General features: G+C 67.2%; 14 protein-coding genes and 1 pseudogene. 5 read left to right on the top strand and 10 right to left on the bottom strand.

Annotated elements, in window-relative coordinates; genetic code table 11:
* The 4 genes and pseudogenes from A5791_RS27030 to A5791_RS04570 form a co-directional block, all read right to left on the bottom strand.
* Positions 1 to 279, bottom strand: a pseudogene (locus A5791_RS27030) (hypothetical protein); the annotation flags it as partial.
* A gap of 54 nt (positions 280 to 333) precedes the next feature.
* Positions 334 to 1,263 carry an RNA polymerase sigma-70 factor gene (locus tag A5791_RS04580; RefSeq protein ID WP_067231805.1) on the bottom strand — a complete coding sequence of 310 codons (930 nt, stop codon included), beginning with the start codon at positions 1,261 to 1,263 and terminating at the stop codon, positions 334 to 336.
* On the bottom strand, positions 1,260 to 2,456 hold the full coding sequence (locus tag A5791_RS04575; RefSeq protein WP_067231802.1) for an NAD(P)/FAD-dependent oxidoreductase: 1,197 nt from the start codon (positions 2,454 to 2,456) through the stop codon (positions 1,260 to 1,262). Before A5791_RS04575 ends, A5791_RS04580 begins: the two co-directional genes overlap by 4 nt.
* Positions 2,457 to 2,543: 87 nt before the next feature.
* Positions 2,544 to 3,347: an FkbM family methyltransferase gene (locus A5791_RS04570; protein ID WP_067231799.1), complete on the bottom strand. Its 804-nt coding sequence runs from the start codon at positions 3,345 to 3,347 to the stop codon at positions 2,544 to 2,546.
* A 390-nt stretch (positions 3,348 to 3,737) separates the two neighbouring features.
* On the opposite strand from A5791_RS04570, the gene A5791_RS04565 reads away from it, so the two are divergent.
* The 5 genes from A5791_RS04565 to A5791_RS04545 all read left to right on the top strand — a co-directional run bounded on the left by A5791_RS04565 (position 3,738) and on the right by A5791_RS04545 (position 11,508).
* On the top strand, positions 3,738 to 5,603 hold the full coding sequence (locus A5791_RS04565; RefSeq protein WP_067231795.1) for a bifunctional diguanylate cyclase/phosphodiesterase: 1,866 nt from the start codon (positions 3,738 to 3,740) through the stop codon (positions 5,601 to 5,603).
* Between the two features lie 8 nt (positions 5,604 to 5,611).
* Entirely contained in the window at positions 5,612 to 7,306 is a 1,695-nt protein-coding gene (locus A5791_RS04560) for a hypothetical protein (protein ID WP_067231854.1), read from the top strand.
* A gap of 133 nt (positions 7,307 to 7,439) precedes the next feature.
* On the top strand, positions 7,440 to 8,936 hold the full coding sequence (locus A5791_RS04555) for a polysaccharide biosynthesis tyrosine autokinase (protein WP_067231851.1): 1,497 nt from the start codon (positions 7,440 to 7,442) through the stop codon (positions 8,934 to 8,936).
* Positions 8,933 to 10,408 (top strand): O-antigen ligase, encoded by a 1,476-nt coding sequence (locus tag A5791_RS04550; protein ID WP_067231791.1) that lies wholly within the window; start codon positions 8,933 to 8,935, stop codon positions 10,406 to 10,408. Before A5791_RS04555 ends, A5791_RS04550 begins: the two co-directional genes overlap by 4 nt.
* Positions 10,405 to 11,508 carry a glycosyltransferase family 4 protein gene (locus A5791_RS04545; protein ID WP_067231788.1) on the top strand — a complete coding sequence of 368 codons (1,104 nt, stop codon included), beginning with the start codon at positions 10,405 to 10,407 and terminating at the stop codon, positions 11,506 to 11,508. Before A5791_RS04550 ends, A5791_RS04545 begins: the two co-directional genes overlap by 4 nt.
* A 1-nt stretch (position 11,509) precedes the next feature.
* On the opposite strand, the gene A5791_RS04540 is transcribed toward A5791_RS04545, so the two are convergent.
* The 6 genes from A5791_RS04540 to A5791_RS04515 form a co-directional block, all read right to left on the bottom strand.
* Positions 11,510 to 12,754, bottom strand: a complete 1,245-nt coding sequence (locus tag A5791_RS04540; RefSeq protein WP_067231784.1) for an acyltransferase — start codon at positions 12,752 to 12,754, stop codon at positions 11,510 to 11,512.
* Positions 12,754 to 13,830 (bottom strand): glycosyltransferase family 4 protein, encoded by a 1,077-nt coding sequence (locus A5791_RS04535; protein ID WP_197504596.1) that lies wholly within the window; start codon positions 13,828 to 13,830, stop codon positions 12,754 to 12,756. Before A5791_RS04535 ends, A5791_RS04540 begins: the two co-directional genes overlap by 1 nt.
* A 93-nt stretch (positions 13,831 to 13,923) precedes the next feature.
* Positions 13,924 to 14,757 (bottom strand): bifunctional 2-polyprenyl-6-hydroxyphenol methylase/3-demethylubiquinol 3-O-methyltransferase UbiG, encoded by an 834-nt coding sequence (locus tag A5791_RS04530; RefSeq protein WP_067231779.1) that lies wholly within the window; start codon positions 14,755 to 14,757, stop codon positions 13,924 to 13,926.
* A gap of 7 nt (positions 14,758 to 14,764) precedes the next feature.
* Entirely contained in the window at positions 14,765 to 15,847 is a 1,083-nt protein-coding gene (locus A5791_RS04525; protein WP_067231775.1) for a class I SAM-dependent methyltransferase, read from the bottom strand.
* 59 nt (positions 15,848 to 15,906) lie between these two features.
* Positions 15,907 to 17,136, bottom strand: coding sequence for a class I SAM-dependent methyltransferase (locus A5791_RS04520; RefSeq protein ID WP_067231772.1), 1,230 nt, complete (start codon positions 17,134 to 17,136; stop codon positions 15,907 to 15,909).
* Positions 17,137 to 17,256: 120 nt separating this feature from the next.
* Complete coding sequence (locus tag A5791_RS04515) at positions 17,257 to 18,759, bottom strand: hypothetical protein (RefSeq protein WP_156660995.1); 1,503 nt, start codon at positions 18,757 to 18,759, stop codon at positions 17,257 to 17,259.
* Positions 18,760 to 18,764: the final 5 nt, after the last annotated feature.

Below are 18,764 nucleotides of genomic sequence, written 5' to 3'. Positions count from 1 at the left end.
GCGATCTCGGCGACGCACCGCGCGTGCTGCGCGCCGTCGGCGACGCCACCCGCCGCCCACCGCCGTGCCGTCCGGTCCGCCTGGGCCCGGCCCGACTTCAAAAGCATCCCGAGCGTCGACCGGTTGCACCGACACACTCGGTGCGATCACCGCCAGCGCGCCGAACCACTCGCCGGTCAGCGCTGCCGGCGGTGGCAAACCGAGCCGGCGGGTGGCGTCGCCGACGGCGCGCAGCACGCGCGGTGCGTCGCCGAGATCGCCGAGCCGTTCGATTCGCACCGCAACAGCTTGACAGAACTTCGGATTTCCGTGGTTTCAGCCTTGTCACGACCCTCAGCCGCGGCTGATCTCGCGTGGGGTGGCCAGCGCGACGAGCTTGTCGGGGTTACGCATCACGTAGAAGTTGGTGATCTTCGGCCCGTCGACCTCGTCGGCGATCTCGAGTGTGACCACCATCGCGGGCTGCTCGTCGAGATAGAACAACACCGCCGGGGCGCTGTTGCAGGTCACCATCTCGACGCGCACGCCGCTCCCCGCCTTGCGCATCAGGCCGGTGATGGCCCGGGCCACCCGCTCGGCGCCGATCACCGGCTTGCGGGCCGCGCTCACCTTGCCGCCGCCGTCGGCCATCCAGGTGGCGTCCGGAGCCAGCATCGCCATCAGCGCCTCGACGTCGCCGCTGGCCGCCGTCTGCAAGAACTGCGCCGTGATCTCGGCGTTGCGCTGCGGGTCCACCGGCTCGCGTGTGGCGCCGCCCCACTTGCGCCTGGCCCGCACGTGTTCACGCGCCCGGTGGGCGACCTGGCGGACCGTCGGCGCCGGCTTGCCCACCGCTTCGGCGATCTCGGCGTAGTCGAAACCGAATACCTCGCGCAGCACGAACACCGCCCGTTCGTCCGGGCTGAGGGTTTCCAGCAACACCAGCATTGCCATCGAAACCGATTCCGCCAGAACCACATCCGACGACGGGTCCTGCTCCTCGAGGAGCAGCGGCTCGGGCAGCCAGGGGCCGACGTACTCCTCACGGCGCCGGGCGCCGGCCCGCAACGCATTGAGAGCCTGGCGCGTGACCAGTTGAGCCAGATAGGACTTGGTGTCGTGCACGCCGGCCAGGTCGACGTCGGCCCACCGCAGGTAGCTGTCCTGCAGCACGTCGTCGGCTTCGGTTGCCGAGCCGAGGATTTCGTAGGCGATGGTGAACAGCAACGGTCGCAGCAGCGTGAACCGTTCGGCGTGCTCACCATCGCCGGGCGACGAAATCATCGCGGCGCCACCTGATCTGGCGTCGGCTCGAAAGCCGCCAATTGCGCCTTTCGCATGCCGCCCTTCAGCCAGCGGTAAGAGCCCGGTTTGGCGGCCTCGTGGCGCAGCAGCCACACGGTGCCCTTGCAGACGGCTTCCTTGACCGACGCGGCGGTCCGGCCGGCCACCGCTATGTTCCGCGGGGTGTCGTCGCTGTGCGAGATCTGGAAGATGCCCTCGTCGCGGCCCAGGCTGATGCACTGGCCGACGAACACCTGGTTCAGCGGCTCGGGAGTGCGTCCTGCGATCCGGCTGAGCACGGTCCGAGCGGCCTGCGCGCCCAATGGCCCCGCCGCCTGGCAGCTCATCCGCAACGGCAGGCCCGACGGCGCGGCAGCGTCACCCGCGGCGACGATGCGCTCGTCGTCCACGCTGGTCAGCGTCTCGTCGGTGAGCAGCCGGCCCATCGCGTCGGTGGCAAGGCCGCTTCGTGCAGCCAGATCGGGCACGGCGAATCCGGCGGTCCACACCGTCACGGCGCTTTGCACCACGGCGCCGTCGGCCAGCACCACCGCGTCCCACTGCACCTCGACGGCCGGATCGAATTCGAGCACGTTCACCTCGAGCGCGCGCAGGCGCTTGGTCACCTTGCGCCGGCCGCGCTCGCTCAACGACGGCCCCAGGATCCCGCCGCAGATCAGCGTCACCGGGCGGCCCTGCTCGGCCAGCTCGCAAGCCGTTTCGATGCCGGTCAGTCCGCCGCCCACCACCGCGACCGGAGCACCGAGAGGCAGATCGGTCAACGCGTAGTGCAACCGCTGCGCGCTCTCGAAATCGGCTACGGAGTAAGCGAACTGAGCCGCGCCGGACACCTCGGACATCTTGGCGGCGGTCGCCCCCGTGCTGCCCACCGCGTAGATGAGGTAGTCGTAGTCCACCGACGCACCGGAAGCCAGGACGATCCGGCGGGCCTCGGCGTCGATGTGGTCGGCGGTGTCGACGATCAGCTGGATTCCTTCGCCGAGCAGCGAACCGTAATCGACCGTAGCGGTACCGGTGTTGGCGACCAGCTGGTGCAGCCGGATCCGTTCGACGAACATCGGGCGCGGGTTCACCAGGGTGATGTCGATGTCCGGGCGCTGCCGCAGATGATTGGCGGCCAGCGTGCCGGCATATCCGCCCCCGACAACGACGACATGAGTTCTCTTGGTCATTTCCTGTCTCCTGTTGATCGGACTTGTGACCTTGAGACACCGCGAGCCGGCCAGGCGTGACATCCTAGGGCCCGATTGTGACCTGTCTCACGAATCCGTCGGCAGGAAGACGAAGTTGTTGACGTAGACGCCGCGGATGGCCCAGCCGTCCTCCCGGCCACCGATGTTCGCCGGGTTCTGATGCTCGGCTGCGTCGAACTCCCGCACCGGCCGGCGGGCGCCGCCGACGTCGAAATAGCCCGTGTAGCCGAGCCCGGACAGAAACTCGGTGATCGCGGCCACGGCGTGGGGGTGATGGCGTTCTTCGGCTTCCACCAGCACCGCCGGCCGGTTGCGGGTGAGGGTGTCCGCGGCGCCGCGCAGCACGGCCAGCTCGTGGCCCTCGACATCGATCTTGACCAGGCCGACGTTGTCCAGCTGCAAGTCGTCGAGACGCCGCACCGGGACGTCGATGGTCTGGACCACACCGCCGTCACGCTCGTCCAGGTCGCCGAGTGTGTTGCTGTCGTCGATCGTGCTGCGCCCCGGGTCGTCGGAAACCACCCGCATCGTGGTCACGCCCGGCCGGTCCGACAGGGCGACCGCCTCGACCCGGACCGGGGCGCCGACCGCGTCGAACATCGCCGTCAGGTCGCGGGCCTGCGCCGGCCGCGGTTCGAACGCGATCACCGCACGCGACGACGCCAGCATGGCGATGGTGAATTCGCCGATGGACGCTCCGATGTCCAGCGAGACGCGGTCCGGATCGCACAGCGAGCGAGCCAGCAAGACGTCTGGGTGCGCTTCGCCGAGACGCTGCAGGATGCCGAATTTGCGCCGCCAGTACCGCCGTGGTGTCACCGTCTTCGCGGCCGGCGCGAGCCAACGCTTGATCGAGTGTGCGACAGGCATCTGCGGTGGGCTCCTGGCCGTTTCTAATGACGCTCCGGGCTTTCGACCGGGCCCTTCGAGGCCCTCTGATTGGCCCCCGATTGCCCGTTGTGCCGTTTGCTGAGGCAACAACCCTAGCCGACGACGGCGGGTGTCCGGCCGTAACCCCGACAGCCTTGTTTCTGCGCAGGTCGCGGGCCGGATTACGCCAAGCCGCGGCGGGGTGTGCGTGTTACGCTTTCGGGGTTCGTGACCTGCCCCGGGCCGAATAACCACGGAACCACGCGAACAATCGGGGATCCCAACTGCGCACCGGTGTGCATTGGGGAAATGCAGTCTTAGAACGACCAGTCCTTGGTTGGGCCTCGACGGCCGGGCGCCCAGAAGGGACATGTGCCATCGGAGGACCTAGTGCCGCGCAGTCTGGACCTGCTCGTTACCTCCGTCGCCAAGCAGCTGATGGAAGCCACCGCCTCTACCGCGACCCGAGTCACCGAACACGTCCTCGCGCAGCTCGTCGACCAGATGGGCCTGACGGGTAGCTTTCTGCGCCACCATGACCACGACATCCGGGCCTCGCTTTTGGTTGCCGAGTGGCCGCCGCGAGTCGACGTCCCGGATCCGGATCCGCTCGCCGTCGTGCATTTCACCAGTGCGGACCCGGTGCTTGCCGAGTGCGAGCACGGCCGCAAACCCGTCGTGATCCGGCCGGACAACGGCAGCCGGTCCTTTCCGCGCCGCGGCGGGGACGTCAACCAGGACCCATCCCCGACGGTGGCCGCCGCCCCGCTCGTCTCGCATGACGTCACCACCGGGGTGCTGGGCTTCGTCAAGGCCGGCACCAAGAAGTGGAAGCAAGAAGAAATCAACACGCTCGAGGCGGTGGCTGCCCTGTTCGCGCAGCTGCAAGCGCGAATCGCGGCCGAGGAAAAGCTGCGCTACCTGGCCGAGCACGACGACCTGACCGGCCTGTACAACCGCCGTGCGCTGGTCGCGCACCTTTCCGCGCGGCTCGCCGCGGGTAGCCCCGGTCCGGTTGCGGTCCTGTATCTGGACCTCGACCGGCTGAAGCCGATCAACGATTACCTCGGGCATACCGCCGGCGACTGGTTCATCCGCGTCTTCGCGCAGCGGATCCGGGTGTGCGCCGGGAACAACAGCATGATCGCCCGAATCGGTGGGGACGAGTTCGTCGTCATCCCGGAGCAGCCGATGTCGGCTGCCACCGCGGAGTCGTTCGCCCGACGGCTCGGCTCGATGCTGCGCGAACGCCTGGCGATCGGCGGCCACATGATCACGCGCACTGTCAGCATCGGGCTGGCGGTGGGCATGCCCGGACGTGACAACAGCACCGACTTGCTCTGCCGCGCCGACGAGGCCGTTCTGACGGCCAAACGCGAGGGCGGCAATCAGGTCGCCCTGTCTACCGACGACATGTCGCTGAAAAGCGCGTTCCGCAACGACATTGAGCTGCACCTGCAGGGCGACATCGACAGCGAAGCGCTGCTGCTGCATTATCTGCCCGAGGTGGACCTGTGGACCGGCGCCATTGTGGCCGCCGAGGCGCTGGTGCGCTGGCGGCACCCGATCTGGGGGCTGCTGCTGCCGAATTCGTTCATCGGAGTGGCCGAAACAACCAATCTCGCAGGGGAATTGGGTCGTTGGGTGATGCGCGCGGCGTGTTCCGAATTCAGCCGCTGGCGAGCCAACGGCGTCGGACAGAGCGCTACCCTGCGCATCAACGTGTCGCCGGTGCAACTGATCACCCGCGGTTTCGTCCGCAGTGTGGCCGACACCATCGAGGAGTTCGGTATCGACGGCGGATCGGTATGTCTCGAGATCACCGAGCGCGCGGTGGTACACGACATCGAAACCACCCGCAAGACGCTCGCCGAACTCAAGGAGGTCGGGGTCCAGATCGCCATCGACGACTTCGGCACCGGTTACGCTGTGCTGTCCCACCTGAAGTCTCTTCCCGTCGATATGCTCAAGATCGACCTGGGATTCGTGCGCGACTTGGGCAACAGCGCCGGAGACCTGGCCATCGTCCGCGCCATCATCGGGCTTGCCGAGGCCTTCGGTCTGCAAGTGGTCGCCGAGGGAGTCGAAACACCTGCTGCCGCACTGACTTTGATGCAGCACGGGTGTCACCGCGCGCAGGGCTTCTTGTTGTCGCGCCCCGTTCCGGGCAACACGATGGAGGCGTTGCTCGCCGCGCGGTGGATGCCGATGCCGTTCCTCGCCGACCGCGAGGCGTTGTCGCTCGGCGCGATCTAGCCTTGTCGATGGTTCTCATGTTGCGGAACAAGGCGCTCGCCGTTGCCGCGTGTGCGACGTTGGCGCTCAACGGATGTGGTGGTGACCATCCCGGCGGCTCCGGGCCGTTGAACGCAATTGTCAGTTCGGTGATACCAGCGGCCGTGCAGGAGACCCCCAATCCGCTGCGTGGTCAATATGAAGACCTGCTGGTTCCCCTTTTCCCGCAAGGCAATCCGGCTCAGCAGCGGTACCCGGCGTGGCCCGCTTCGAACGACGCGAGCATGCGGGTGTCCTGGCGGCAGCTGCAGCCCACCGATCCACGCTCGCTGCCGCCGAATGCTCCCGACGATGTCAAGTACGACTTCAGCGTGATCGACGACGCGCTGGCCAAGCTGGCCGCCCGCAACATGCGGCTCACCTTGCGCGTGTACGCCTACAACTCCTGTTGCGACGCCGTGTATCCCAACGACACCAACATCGAGATCCCGGACTGGGTGCGTGCCCTTCCCGGTGCGAGCACCAGCTATGCCGGCCCGCCGGCCGGCTCGTCGGCGCACGGTCTGACGCAGGTGGTTCCGAACTGGAATGATCCGGGCTACCTCGACGGATTCGAACAGCTGCTGGCCGCACTCGGTCGGCGCTACGACAACGACGAGCGGCTCAGCGTTTTCGAGTTCTCCGGGTACGGGGACTTCAGCGAAGACCACATCGCCTATCTGCGCGACGCGCTGAATGCGCCCGGACCGGCACCCGACGAAAGCGTCGCCGCCCTGGGCTATTACAGCCAGTTCCGTGACCAGAACATCACCGTCGCCGCGATCCGCCGGCTGGTCGCGGCCAATGTCAATGCCTTTCCCCACACGCAGCTGGTGGTGACCGTCGCCAACCCAGAGATCGTGCGTCAGGTGCTCGCAGACGACGTCACCAAAAAGCTGAGCGCCCCGGTGGGTGTCCGCTCCGACGCGCTCGGCGTCTACGCACCCCTTCCGGTGTGGGCCGAGGACAGCGCATCCCACTACGTGCAGAGCATGGATCCGCTCGTCGCCGCCTTGAAGAAGCGGCTGGCGGAGGCGCCGGTGATCACCGAATGGGGTGGCGCCCCGCCGACCAAGACCGAGCCCAAGGCGTATTACGTGAAGGGATTGCGCGACGTCGTCAAGTACCACGTGTCGATGACCTCGAGCGTGAACTTTCTGGATGCCAATTCGACCACCGCCATGGACCCCCAGCTGTACCTGCTGTGGGCTCAAGCCAATGTCGCGGCGGGCTACCGGTATTCGGTGGAGGCGCGGGCCGGGTCGCAAACCTTGCGCGACGGCACCGCCAGAATCGCGGTCACCTGGACGAATTACGGCGCTGCCGCGGCCACCGAGAAATGGGTTCCCGGCTATCGTCTGGTTGATTTCTCCGGTGCGGTCATCCGGACGCTGCCGGCGGCCGTGGCGCTGAAAACCCTTGTCAACACCAGCGACAACTCCGGTGACCAACCGGTCCCGGCGTCGTCCACCGAGTCGGTGGCGGTCAGCCTGGCGGGTTTAGCCCCGGGTCGCTACCGGCTGCAAGCCTCGGTCGCCTGGCAGCAGCACAAGCCGCAGGGGTCCCACGTGGTGAACTATCCGCCGATGCAGTTGGCTCGCGACGGCCGCGACGACGCCGGGTGGTATTCGATCGCAACGCTTGACGTTCCCCGCGACGCGCTGACCTCTGCGCCCCAGCGGTGACCTGGCCTGCCGTTTTGCAGGCGTCATGGGTCATAATGTCCCGTGACTTTGCCCGACCCGGGCGAAGTCGACAAATCTGCGCTCTCGAGTGTTCGGCGAAGTGCACCGCGACATTGCCACCTGGGGGGTCTTAGTGGATTTCCGCACTTTTGCCCGCACCCTGGCTGCGCATTGGTTGCTGCTCGTCGGCGCCTTGCTCGCATGCCTGGTCGGTGCCGCAGCCGTCACCGCATTCCAGACGAAGAGTTATCAGTCGTCGGCCACCGTGCTGATCTCGTTCTCCGGCGAGACCGACCTCACCCAGGTGTTCCAGGGCACGCAGGCCGCCCAGGAGCGGTTGTCGTCGTATGCCGCGGTGGCGGGCGGGCATGCCGTCGCCGAGCGCGCGGTCAAGCAGCTGCACCTGCCGATCAGCGCGGACGAAGTGGCCGGCCGGACCCAGGTGACGTTCACCCCGAAATCGACGCTGTTCACCATCACCGTCACCGACACCGATCCCACGCGGGCAGCCGCTCTCGCGCAAGCGATGGCCGACCAGTTCACCGCGATAGTCGGGACGCTCGGCGGGAACCCGAAGAGCCCGGTCTCCAGCGCTCCGCCGCCAACTGTGCAACCCCCCAACCCCGATGGTCAGCCGACGGCATCGCCTCAGCCGGGTGAGACCACCGCGATTCCGGCGCCGACGCCGGCGGTCGACCCACAGCCGGCAACACCCCCGGCCCAGCAGCCGCCGATCGCGCGGGCGACGGTCGTTGAGCGAGCCGGCGTACCCGACCGTCCGTTCAAGCCGGTGCCGATGCGCAACATGGCGATCGGCCTGGTCGCCGGTGTGCTGCTCGGCATCGGGGTGGCGCTGACCCGCGAGGCCACCGACCGGACGGTGCGCACCCGCCAAAAGCTGGAGGAGCTTTTGGGGGTGCGCACCCTCGCCGAGTTGCCCGGAAGTCGCGGCAGGGCACCACGGTACGGGACCAACATCTCCTTCGACGACGCCGTGCGGGGCTTGCGTGCCCGGCTGCTGCGGGCGATGGGGCCCGAGGCTCGTCGGGTATTGCTGGCCGCGCCGTTCGGCGGCGAGGGTACGACGACGACGGCGCTGAACCTGTGCCGGGCGTTCACCGAACTCGGGGAGGACGTGCTGCTGGTCGAGGGTGACACCCGCCGACCGGTGATCGCCGGCTTGCTCAAAGTCGAATCGGGAGAGGGGCTGGGCAACGCTCTGGCCGACCCGGACATCGCGCCGGAAGCCGTTAAGCAGACGCCGATTTCGAAGCTGTTCGTGCTGGCGGCGCGGGCCGCGCGCCGCGAGACGCTGCCCTGCAGCGCGTACCTGCCCGAGCGGCTGGACCAGGTGCTGCGCGATGTCTCGGCGGCTTTCGACCGCACGGTGGTCGACGGCCCGCCGGTGCTGGCCACCGCCGACTCGGGACTGTTGGCCGGTGCCGTCCACGCCACGGTGCTCGTGGTGCGGGCGGGCCGCACCACTGAGGACGAACTCACCGACGCCCTGACCGCTCTGCGCGCCGCGGGCGCCAACGTCGTCGGCACCGTGCTGACCGGCGCCAGACTGCCCCGGCACGCGAGGGCCGCGACGCGCACCTACCGGGCCAAGGTCAGCGGCTCAGCGTGATCCTGTACCTGCGCAGCCGCCAGCGCCTGGCGTTGAACGCAGCTTTGCTGGGGCTGTTCCTTTTCGGGTGCTTCTTGTTCGGCGTGTTCTCGGTTCGCACCACGGTCTACGGCTTGATGCTTGTCGGTGCGATGTTCTGCCTGGTCGTGTACTGGTCGAGACCAGAGGCGATGGTGTGGGTCGCGCTGTTCTTGGCGATGGCGTCGCTGCCGCAGGGCCTGCACGTCGGCAAGGTCTTCGGGCCGGTGTCGATCTACGCCTATCACCTGGCCCTGTTACTAGGGATCTGCTACCTCATTCCCTTTGTGCGGCCGCGGTTTACGGACTTCCTGTTGCCCGCGATGTTCGTCGTCATCGTGCTGTACTTCGCGGCAGTCGGCTTCGAGACCGGACATGCCCCGGTAGCGGTGGTGCGCGAAGCCACGTTCTTGCTGGAGATGGCCGCCGGGTTCGTGTTGGCACTGTTGGTCGTGGCCGGCGACTACATCAAGGGCGTCATGGGGGCGATCGCCGTGATGCTGTGGTTTTCGGCAGGCATGGCGGTGATGGGTTCGTTGCATGGCGTCCAGCTGGTCGGCCGCGAAGTAGGGGTGGAAACCGGTGAGTCGGTGACCCGGGTGATCACCACCGCACTGACGCCGGCGGTCGCCGTGCTCACCGCACTGGTCGCCGCGACGATCGTCAGGCGGGTTCCACCGGCGACGTATCTCGTCCTGGGCGTTCCCGCGCTTGTCATTGCGCTGCTGGCGTTCTCGCGAAACACCCTGATCTCGGCGACGGTCGCGGCCGTCGTCGCCTTTCTGGCCAACCTGGGGTGGTCGGCGCTGCGCCGCACCTTCGGCTTCCTTGCCGTCGGCGCGGCGGTATTGGCCGTCACCCTGCCGGGTGCGTTGTTCCTGCTGCAGCACTCGGCGGCCGGGACGTGGCTGGGCGACCAGCTCACCGCGTACAGCCACCGGGTGCTGGGTGGCGTGTCGGCCAGTGCGCTGGCGGTCGATCAGTCGACGCTGGACAGGTTGGCCGAAAACGACCACCTGATTCCGGCCATCGCCAAAGCGCCGGTGTTCGGCCACGGGCTGGGCTACGCCTATCAGTTGCCCTTCGGAAACGACCCGACGGGGTTCACCGAGACGCTGGGCACCACCTATGCGCACAACTTCTATCTCTGGTGGTTGGTCAAGGCCGGGGCGGTGGGCATGGCGGCGTTCGTGGTGCTCGCGAGTGTGCCGATAGTCCGGGCGCTGCGTCGCGGATCGGCACCGGCGAAGATCAGTGCGGCGGTCTCGATCGGCCTGCTGGTGATGTGCAACGTCGATCCGCTGCCCGAGGAGTCTCCCAACGGTTTGACGCTGGGCTTGGCGCTGGGCGCGGCGATGGCGTACGCCAGCCTGCGACGAACGGCACAGGAGACGGACGAGGCCGAGGCCGAGGCCGTGGACGCCGAGCCCGTGCCGGCTGTGATGTCCCGGTGAGTTCGCTCTCGGGCAGGCTGCGTGTCTTGGTGGCCGGCCCGGCACCGGCCGGCACGGTCAGCCGCGGTGGGATGGCCACGGTGGCCGCCCTGATGGCGGCACATCCCGACGAGGACATCGCGATCACGGTGGTACCGACATACGTCGACGGCCCGGTGTTGCAGCGGCTCGTCGTCGGTGTCGGCGGCATGCTGCGCGCCAGCTGGCTGGTGCTGCGCGGCCGCGCCGACGTGCTGCACGTCCATCTGGCCCACGGCGGCAGCGTGATTCGCAAGGCGCTGCCCCTGTGGACGGCGCGCCTGGCGGGGGTACCCGCCGTGATCCACGCGCACAGCTATGACTTCGGCGGCTGGTTCGACCGGCAGCCGGCGCCGGTGCGGGCAGCGGTCAGACGCATGCTTGTTGCCGACTCTTGGATGGTTCTGGGCACGGGTCACGTAGACGAGTACGCGAGCCGGCTGGCTGTCGATCGAGAGCGTATTACGGTGCTGCACAACGCTGTCCGGCTTCCGGATGCACCGGTGGCACAGGCGGGCGTCGAGCGTTTGCACGCCGTGGCGCTTGGCCGGCTCGGCGCGCGTAAGGGTAGCTACGACGTCATCGCCGCGGTCGACGCTTTGGCAGAGCCGGTTCGCAGCCGGCTGCGAGTGACGTTGGCCGGTGACGGCGACGTCGCGGAGGTGCGTGCGGCGGTCGCGGTCGCGGGGTTGAACGACACGATCACGGTGGCGGGTTGGCTCGACTCGAAGGCTCGTGACCAATTGCTTTCCAGCGCAAACATTTTCGTACTTCCCAGCTACGACGAAGGTCTGCCGATGGCACTGCTGGAGGCGATGGCGTACGGACTGGTGCCGGTGACGACGACGGTCGGCAGCATCGGGGAGGCGATCAGCGATGGCGTCAACGGCCTAGTTGTGCGGCCCGGTCATCCCGACGAGATCGCGGGCGCGCTGACGGCGCTGGTCGATGACGAGCGGTTGCGGGTTCGGCTGGCCGGGGCCGCACGCAGCCGCGCGGGTGATTTCGCGCTCGAACGCTGGTACCAGCGTTTGACGCGGTTGTGGACCGACCTGGCCGGCGATCGGCGGGCAATTCGTTGAGCTAGCGGGCTTTTGGGTTGGGATCGGTCCGCGACAGTGCCGCTATGCGGGACAATTCGTCACCTTCATGCTCGTCGCGTGTCTCGTATCGGCGTTTGAGTTTCAGCACGGGGGTCTCGAAGAAGCGGAAGCTCAGATAGGCCACCGGAACGACCACGACGAGCGTGACGACGAACAGTGGGATCCCTTCGTGCTCGCCGATTGCGGTGCGGGCCAGGTTCGCACAAAGGTTGTGCAGCAGGTACACGCCGTAGCTGATCACTCCGACGAAGGCCAGTGGGCGCCAACGGAGCACAGGGTGCAACGGCGTCCACTCGACCATGCATGTAGCGACCACCACCAGCACCATCAAGACCTCGACGACCTGCAGCGGCGTGTCTACGATGATCGCCACCGCCAGCAGCAGCGCGGCGACCGGCGCGGACCAGACGCGCCCGGCAACCGCGCTCACCACCGCGAAACCACGCCTGGTGGTGAGCGCGAGCGCTGCGGCGGCACCAAGCAGGATCGGCAGCGACAGGCTCGCCGGGATGCGCCACGGCATGACCGACGCGTCCGTGATCAGGCCGACGCCTTGCGAAACCGCGATCAGCACCGCCAGCACGACGAGCGATGGCCAGACCCGCTTGCCGCCCGTGATCATCAGCGTCGCCACCAGCAGCGGCGGCCACAGCAGATAGAACTGCTCCTCGGTGGCCAGCGACCAGGCGAAATTGAACGTCACCTGATGGCCGGAGCTGGAGAACCAGTTGTAGGTATATGTCGCGAATGCCGGCAGATGATGGAAGAACTGAATTCCTTCCGGACTGTGCCGGCGGGTCGCGGCCACCAAACCGAGGTAGACCAGTAGCGCCAGGTAGTACAGCGGAAAGATGCGCAGGGCACGACGTGCGTAGAACTTCCGTAGACTAATCGCGCCCGTCGAAACCCGTTCGCGCAGTAGCAGACTGGTGATCAGGAAGCCGCTGATCGCGAAGAAGAAGTCCACGCCCAAGAATCCCTTGTGCAGAAACGACGGACCTGGACTGCCCGACGTGTGCTGCCAAACCACCGCGATGACGCTCAGGGCCCGGCAACCGTCCAGCGCGGTGAAGCGGCGGATCGCCATGAACCGCTCGAAGTCGGCTTGCACCCAACCGGATTTGGGCTCGGTAGTGCCGCAACGAGGGCGGGCGAAGGCGCGTGCGGCGGTCGCCGCCCCGGGCAGCTTGCGTGCGGCAACGGTTCCGGCCGGTTGCGCCGTCATCATCGCGTCGTCCCGCTGACGGCCGGCACCCGCGGGGACCGTTGCAAGACATCGGTGATGACGTTCAGCAACCCGTCGGCGCAGTGGTCGACGGCGAACCGCTGCGCAAAGTCGCGTTTGGCTTCGGCGCCGCGCAGCGTCGCGCACAGTGGTTCGGCCAGCTCGTCGAACGCGGCGGCGAGTCCGTCGACGTCGTCGACACCGATCGGTGGGCAACCCGGGGGCTGGAACTCGGGTAGCCCACCGGCCGTCGACACGATCGGCATCACGCCCAGCTGCATCGACACCACCTGCACACCGCTTTGCGACGCGCGCCGATAGTGGACGATCGAACCCTTCGCGCGGGCCAGGGTGGTGGCCACGTCAACGTAGCGGTATTTGCCTGCGCGCCAACGCGTGTGTGCGGGCAAGGTGCCGATGTCGACCGCCCCGTCGCCGACGAGCACCAGCTCGTCGCCGTGCCACGCCGGCCCGCCCACGTGCTGCCGCCACGCCTGCAGGACCACCTCGAGGTTCTTGTACGGGTTCAGCCGCCCGATCATCACGAAATCGCGGCGGCCTTCGGGGTCGACGAACGGGGGCACCAGGTCCGCGGCAAGGTCGCTGCTGAGCGGCAGCACATGTACCGGGGTCCCGGCCACGTCACGCCGGGCGGCGATCGCGGCCGCGACATGCCGGCTGTATGCAACGGTGGCCGTCGAGCGGGCGCCCCAACGGTCGAATACCGCTCGCTCGTAGGCGGGACGCTGTTCGAGGGCGTCTTTGGGGTTGTCGTCGTGCACCAACTGGATGCGCGGCGCCGGCCCGGCCAAAGCGATCCAGCGCGGATCGTTGACGAGTTCGGCGATCACGACGTCGGCGCGATACTCGTGCACCCTGCGCCACGCCGCCAAGTAGGCCGGCCAGGTGGCCGCGGTGCGGACTCGCGGATCGAGCACCAGCTCGTAGTCTCGTGCCGCGTCGGCTTCCGGATGGTGATGGTCGGTGGTCACCAGCAAGACGTCGATCCCTCGCCTGCGCAGAGCCTCGGCCTGAACCCGCGCCAGTGGACGCATCCACGGCGAAAGCCACAGCACCCTAAGCGAATTCACGGTCACCCCTCCCCGCGGGCAGACGCAAAAGCACCCATTTTCGTCCCGAAAAGGGTGCTTTTGCGTCTGCTCGGCCCCTCACTTGTGCGTCTCCACCACGGCACTGAACATGTGCCGGTAGAGCCACCCCAGCAGCGGCAGCGCCGCCTTCGGCGCGGCCGGCAGACGAAGGCCGATCTTGTCCTGTGCGGTCAGTCGTGCCTCGCACCGCAGACCGTGGCGCTGCAGGGTGGCGATGCTGCTCCGCAGTGACCGGTAAAACGTCTCGTCCTCGCTGAACCGGTGGAAGATCTCAACCCGGTCCGCAAAGCGGAATTGCGTGAAGTACGGCGCCGCAAGGCCGCATCGCAGAGCTGCCGTGACGGCGGCGCGGCGCAGCGGACCCTTGGGTAGCCAATGTACGAACGGTGACCGGAGATGGCTTTCGACGGGACGCCATTTGGCATCCCAGATGTGTAGCCCGTACGCTCCCGGCGCCGAGATTCGCGCTACCTCCGCGGCGAACAGGTCAAGATCGGCGACGTGCTCGATGACCTGATCGGACAATACTACGTCAAACATGTTGTCCGGGAACGGGTAACTGAAGTCAGCGTTCATCACCTGCAGACGCGCGGGATCGTCACCGCCTGCCGCAAGGTATCGGCGTCCCCGCTCTATGTAATCCGGCGAGATGTCGATTCCGTACGCGTCCCAACCCTGGGCGCGCAACCATGCGACGGTGTCGCCACGTCCGCACCCAATGTCGATGATGCGCAGTGCATTCCAGTCGCCACACCGGTCCGCTATCTGACGAGCCAAATACCGCTGCACGTATTCCTGTGGTGCCGTGGGTGTTTCAATGGCGTGGTTTTTGGTGTCCTCAGCGTGCTCGGCAAAGTTCGGCAGCGCCTGATTGTGGCTTAGTACGGTCATTCCGGTCTCAATCCAGTATGTCGACTGACCAGCGTCCGTCGAGTTGAGGAAACTGTTGCCGGACCTCGTCGTAGAGGTCCGGCAGAGTCAACAGCACGCGATCGGGATCGGCCGCGATGAGTTGTTCGGGTGACACGATCACCACGTCGGTACCCGGTATCCGGCGCCCCTGCTTGGCCGGTGACGCGTCGGCGACCGCCCGCAACAGTCGGCGATCGACGCCGGCGATGCTGAACAGTGCGACGACGCGTGACCCGGCGCCGTATGCGTAGACCGTGCGCTGGCAGCTCGCCTGGTCCAGCAGCCAGTCGCGCAGCCGCGCGATGTGATCCTGGGCGGAGCGCTGCAATCGTTGTACGACGGTCGCGTCCGTGATGCCGAAGGCACGCTCACGCCGCAAGATGTCGTTGACGCTCTGGTCGGGTTCGGCCTTGCCATGCACCGCGGCAACCAGCACGGTTCCGCCGTAGAGCCCGAACTCCCATGCCGAGACGATGCTCATGCCGGTCGCAGCCAGCAGTCTTGTCAACGCCGTCAATGAGTAGTAGGCAAAGTGACCGTGGCGCAACGCGTTCCATTGACCCTGCCGCACAATCGTCAACAGCGAGTGGAATTGCAGTAGTAGCACCCCGTCAGGGGCGGTCGCCTCCGCCCGCAGCCGAAACGCCGATCGCTGATCCGGATCGTGCATGATGCCAAAGGAATCGAGCACCACATCGGCCGGTCCGGAGGCGCGCTGAGAATGACCTCGCTCGAGCAGCAGCGGTAGCCACGTCCCGCCATGTGGGCTGCCGAATTCGCGAACGGTGGTGCCGCGCAGCCAGCCCGAGGTAGTCACTCGCTGCAGCGCGTCGACGGCTTGGTCGCGCAGGGCCTGCGGCTCTACACCGCGCGGTTCGGCTGTCTCGGTGTCGTCGTCGGCGAGCTGGGCCAGCCCGCAATGAGCACACAGATCCATCGCGAGCGGATGTGACGCCTCCTCGGCGGTCACCGGTGCGCCGGCCGGGGGAAAGTTGTCCGCAGCCGGCACCTTTCCCAGGTCGAGAACCCGATCAAGGTCGGGGCGACCGCACCCTCGGCAGATGGTCACGGCAGCAACGCAATCCGCGCTACGAGCGGCTTTTCGGTGTGCTGACAAGGCATTCGGCGTCATGGTTGTCGCGCCGGGTGCAATGTCGGGAGGGGGAAAACCAGCTGGCCGCCCCACTGGGAAATGTAGCCCAGTTGCTGGGTCAGTTCGGTTTCGAGGTTCCATGGCAGCGCCACCACCACGTCCGGGCGGTCCGTGGCGATGCGCTCCGGCTCATATATCGGGATGCGCGTCCCGGGTGTGAAACGACCATGCTTGTACGGATTGCGGTCGACGGTGTACTCCAGCAGATCGCTGCGAATCCCGCAGTAGTTCAGCAATGTGTTGCCCTTGCCGGGCGCGCCGTAGCCGACGACGCGCTTGCCATCGGCACGACACTGCAACAAGAACCGCAACAACGCGTGGCGGGTCGCCTCGGTCTGCGGACGCAGATGCAGATACCCGTCGACGCGGTGCAGCCCGGCCGCATCCTCGGCGCGCAGCACCTTCTCCACCCGTTCGCTCGGTGGTCCGGCGAATTCGGCAGACCGGGCCCACACCCGGATGGATCCGCCGTGTGTAGGCAGGAGTTCGACGTCCACGACGGCCAGCCCGGCCGTGGCGAGGGCGTTGATCGCCGAGAACAGCGTGTAGTACTGGAAATGTTCGTGGTAAATCGTGTCGAACTGTGCGAATTTCACCAGATGCAGCGCGTGGTGGACCTCGATGCTCAGCCAGCCGTCGTCGGCGAGCAGCCGGCGCAGCGAACGTGTGAAGCCGCGCAGATCGGGGATGTGCGCGTAGACGTTGTTGGCGACGACCAAGTCTGCCGGGCCGTGTTCTTCGCGAATGCCCTGAGCGATCTGCTCGTCCAGAAACGCTGACACGGTGGGCACACCCCGCTCGCGCGCGGCCGCCCCCACATTCAGCGACGGCTCGATGCCCAGGCACGGCACACCCGCGGCGACGACGTGTTGCAACAGGTAGCCGTCATTGCTGGCGACCTCCACCACGAACGAGTCGGGACCCAGATTCAGGCGCCGTGCCGCGTCGTCGACGTAGCTCTTGGCATGCTGCACCCAGCTGTCGGAATAAGAGGCGAAATAGGCATATTCGTTGAACGTGTCCTCCGGCGTGATGAGCGCCGGTATCTGCAAGAGCAGACAGTCCGCGCACACCCGCAGGTGCAGCGGAAAAGTGGGCTCCGGTAGATCGAGCTCCTCGGCGGTGAGGAACTTTTCGCACGGCGGAGTCGCGCCGAGGTCCAAGACGCTGAACAATCGCTCGGAATCGCATAAGCGGCAAATCATTCCGCTCTCGACTCTTGGTGTGCGGCTGGGCCTTGCACTTTCGACCGTCGTCGACGGCGAAAGACCGCGCCGACGGCTACGCCTGACGCTCAACGGGTTAGACAGCTTGACAGGCAAGAATCACGCCTCCTTTGTTGCCGACGACGACGCCGCCGCGAGGATTGCCGCGCCGGCGTCCGGGGTCGGGATGGTGTCGAATGTGGCTGCCGCACCGAAAGTGGTTTCCGCACCGCGCATCTGCTGCTGTGCCAATCGTCGGGTGCTGTTGTAGATCAGCTCGCCGAGGCCGTTCTGGTATAGCCAGAGACTGTTCTGCTGGCCGGCGAAGGACGTTTCGCCGGCCATGGCACCCCAGGGCACGAAACCGCTCCCGAGCCCCACCCCGAACACGCCGGGAACAGGTGTGCCGTCGGCGGCGAGCAGCCGCGCATCGGCCCTGACCGCGGGGCCGGTGCTCGCCAATCTCACCGGACGGCCGTCCGGGTCGTAAATGGGGATGGTCGCCAGGCGATATCCAAGGGCCGGAACGATCAGATCTGCGTTGTCGAGCAGTCCCTTCAGCTCGGCACGCGTCAGGCCGCCGATGGGCATGGTGACGGCGCGGTCATCCCGCTCGGTCCCCGGTTTGCCGTGGATGCGCCGCCATATTTCACGGCCGTCGCCCTGCAACCCGCCGAGGCGATGCACGCGGCCGGTGACCTGGCAGACATCGCTTTCGGAGAACTGGTAGCGATCGGCCCAGGCCGCGCCACGCGACACGTACGTCGGGCGCGGTTCGCTGCGATGCAGGATGTGCACGCTGCGCGGGCCGAAGCGCAACCCCGGAACCTGCTCCAGCAGCATCCATGCCGACGAAAAGGCGCTGTGCGCCCCGCCCACGATGACCACGCGCGGCTCGAGGTTGGTGCGGGCGAGCCGTCGCCCCACCTCCTGTGCGCCACCGCGCGTCAGCAGCCGGTGGCTGGCCAAGATCTTGCTGCGCCAGTCCCCGAGATTCAGGCCGGCGGCAAGTTCGACGCCGCTCCACGAGGTAATCGGTCGGCCGCCCAGTGCAACGACGGCACTGGCGGCGCGGATGACGCTACGTCGCCCGTCTTCGGTCGCGATCAAGACGGCAACCGGCCCGCCGCGTTCCTGCCGGATCGCCAGCGCGGTTGCACCGGTGAAAGCACGGCTGTTCGGATGCCGGGCGAATTCGGACAGAATGGCTGCACCAACGCACCGCTCGAAGCGGTTGACCAGCCGAAGCGTTGGCCTCCCCTCGCGCCAGCGTTCCAATTCAACCGTCACCGGGTCTGCCCTCACCCCGGTCAGCGCGGCCTCGCAGTGCGGCCCGTCGAGACATTCGAGGAAAGACATGCCACGCGAGTCGGCGTTCAGCGGGTACTGGCCGAGTGCACCGCCCAGCTGGCCGGTTTGTTCGACCAGCGCGACTCCGCCGTCGAGCCATGCCCCCAGCCGGCCGTGCCGCGCCGCCCAGACAAGACACCCGGTCCCGGCCGGCCCACCGCCCAGGATCACCGTTTCGTACATCGGCGACGCTGCGGCGGCCGTCGGATTGCGGCGCTCGCCGCGTCGAGGTCGTCCGGACAAGGCTGTTTTCCAGCCCGATCCGATGTTCATGATGC

Origin of the sequence: Mycobacterium sp. 852002-51163_SCH5372311 (assembly GCF_001667115.1) — a bacterium.
Lineage (GTDB): Bacteria > Actinomycetota > Actinomycetes > Mycobacteriales > Mycobacteriaceae > Mycobacterium.
Note: the sequence above shows the minus strand (reverse complement) of the source record. Positions and strands in the feature narration are given on the sequence as shown.